Source organism: Nonomuraea glycinis (assembly GCF_014646515.1).
Classification (GTDB): Bacteria; Actinomycetota; Actinomycetes; order Streptosporangiales; family Streptosporangiaceae; genus Nonomuraea; species Nonomuraea glycinis.
Genome location: NZ_BMNK01000041.1, coordinates 1 through 944 on the forward strand (window position 1 = coordinate 1; position 944 = coordinate 944).

At 51.1% G+C, this 944-nt stretch carries 1 rRNA gene; it reads left to right on the forward strand.

The annotated features are described in order from the left end of the window. Nucleotides 1–944: ribosomal RNA gene (locus IEY87_RS45305) — 16S ribosomal RNA — on the forward strand; the annotation flags it as partial.

Below are 944 nucleotides of genomic sequence, written 5' to 3' on the forward strand. Positions count from 1 at the left end.
GGTTGTAAACTTCTTTTATAAAGGAATAAAGTCGGGTATGCATACCCGTTTGCATGTACTTTATGAATAAGGATCGGCTAACTCCGTGCCAGCAGCCGCGGTAATACGGAGGATCCGAGCGTTATCCGGATTTATTGGGTTTAAAGGGAGCGTAGATGGATGTTTAAGTCAGTTGTGAAAGTTTGCGGCTCAACCGTAAAATTGCAGTTGATACTGGATGTCTTGAGTGCAGTTGAGGCAGGCGGAATTCCTGGTGTAGCGGTGAAATGCTTAGATATCACGAAGAACTCCGATTGCGAAGGCAGCCTGCTAAGCTGCAACTGACATTGAGGCTCGAAAGTGTGGGTATCAAACAGGATTAGATACCCTGGTAGTCCACACGGTAAACGATGAATACTCGCTGTTTGCGATATACGGCAAGCGGCCAAGCGAAAGCGTTAAGTATTCCACCTGGGGAGTACGCCGGCAACGGTGAAACTCAAAGGAATTGACGGGGGCCCGCACAAGCGGAGGAACATGTGGTTTAATTCGATGATACGCGAGGAACCTTACCCGGGCTTAAATTGCACTCGAATGATCCGGAAACGGTTCAGCTAGCAATAGCGAGTGTGAAGGTGCTGCATGGTTGTCGTCAGCTCGTGCCGTGAGGTGTCGGCTTAAGTGCCATAACGAGCGCAACCCTTGTTGTCAGTTACTAACAGGTGATGCTGAGGACTCTGACAAGACTGCCATCGTAAGATGTGAGGAAGGTGGGGATGACGTCAAATCAGCACGGCCCTTACGTCCGGGGCTACACACGTGTTACAATGGGGGGTACAGAGGGCCGCTACCACGCGAGTGGATGCCAATCCCTAAAACCCCTCTCAGTTCGGACTGGAGTCTGCAACCCGACTCCACGAAGCTGGATTCGCTAGTAATCGCGCATCAGCCACGGCGCGGTGAAT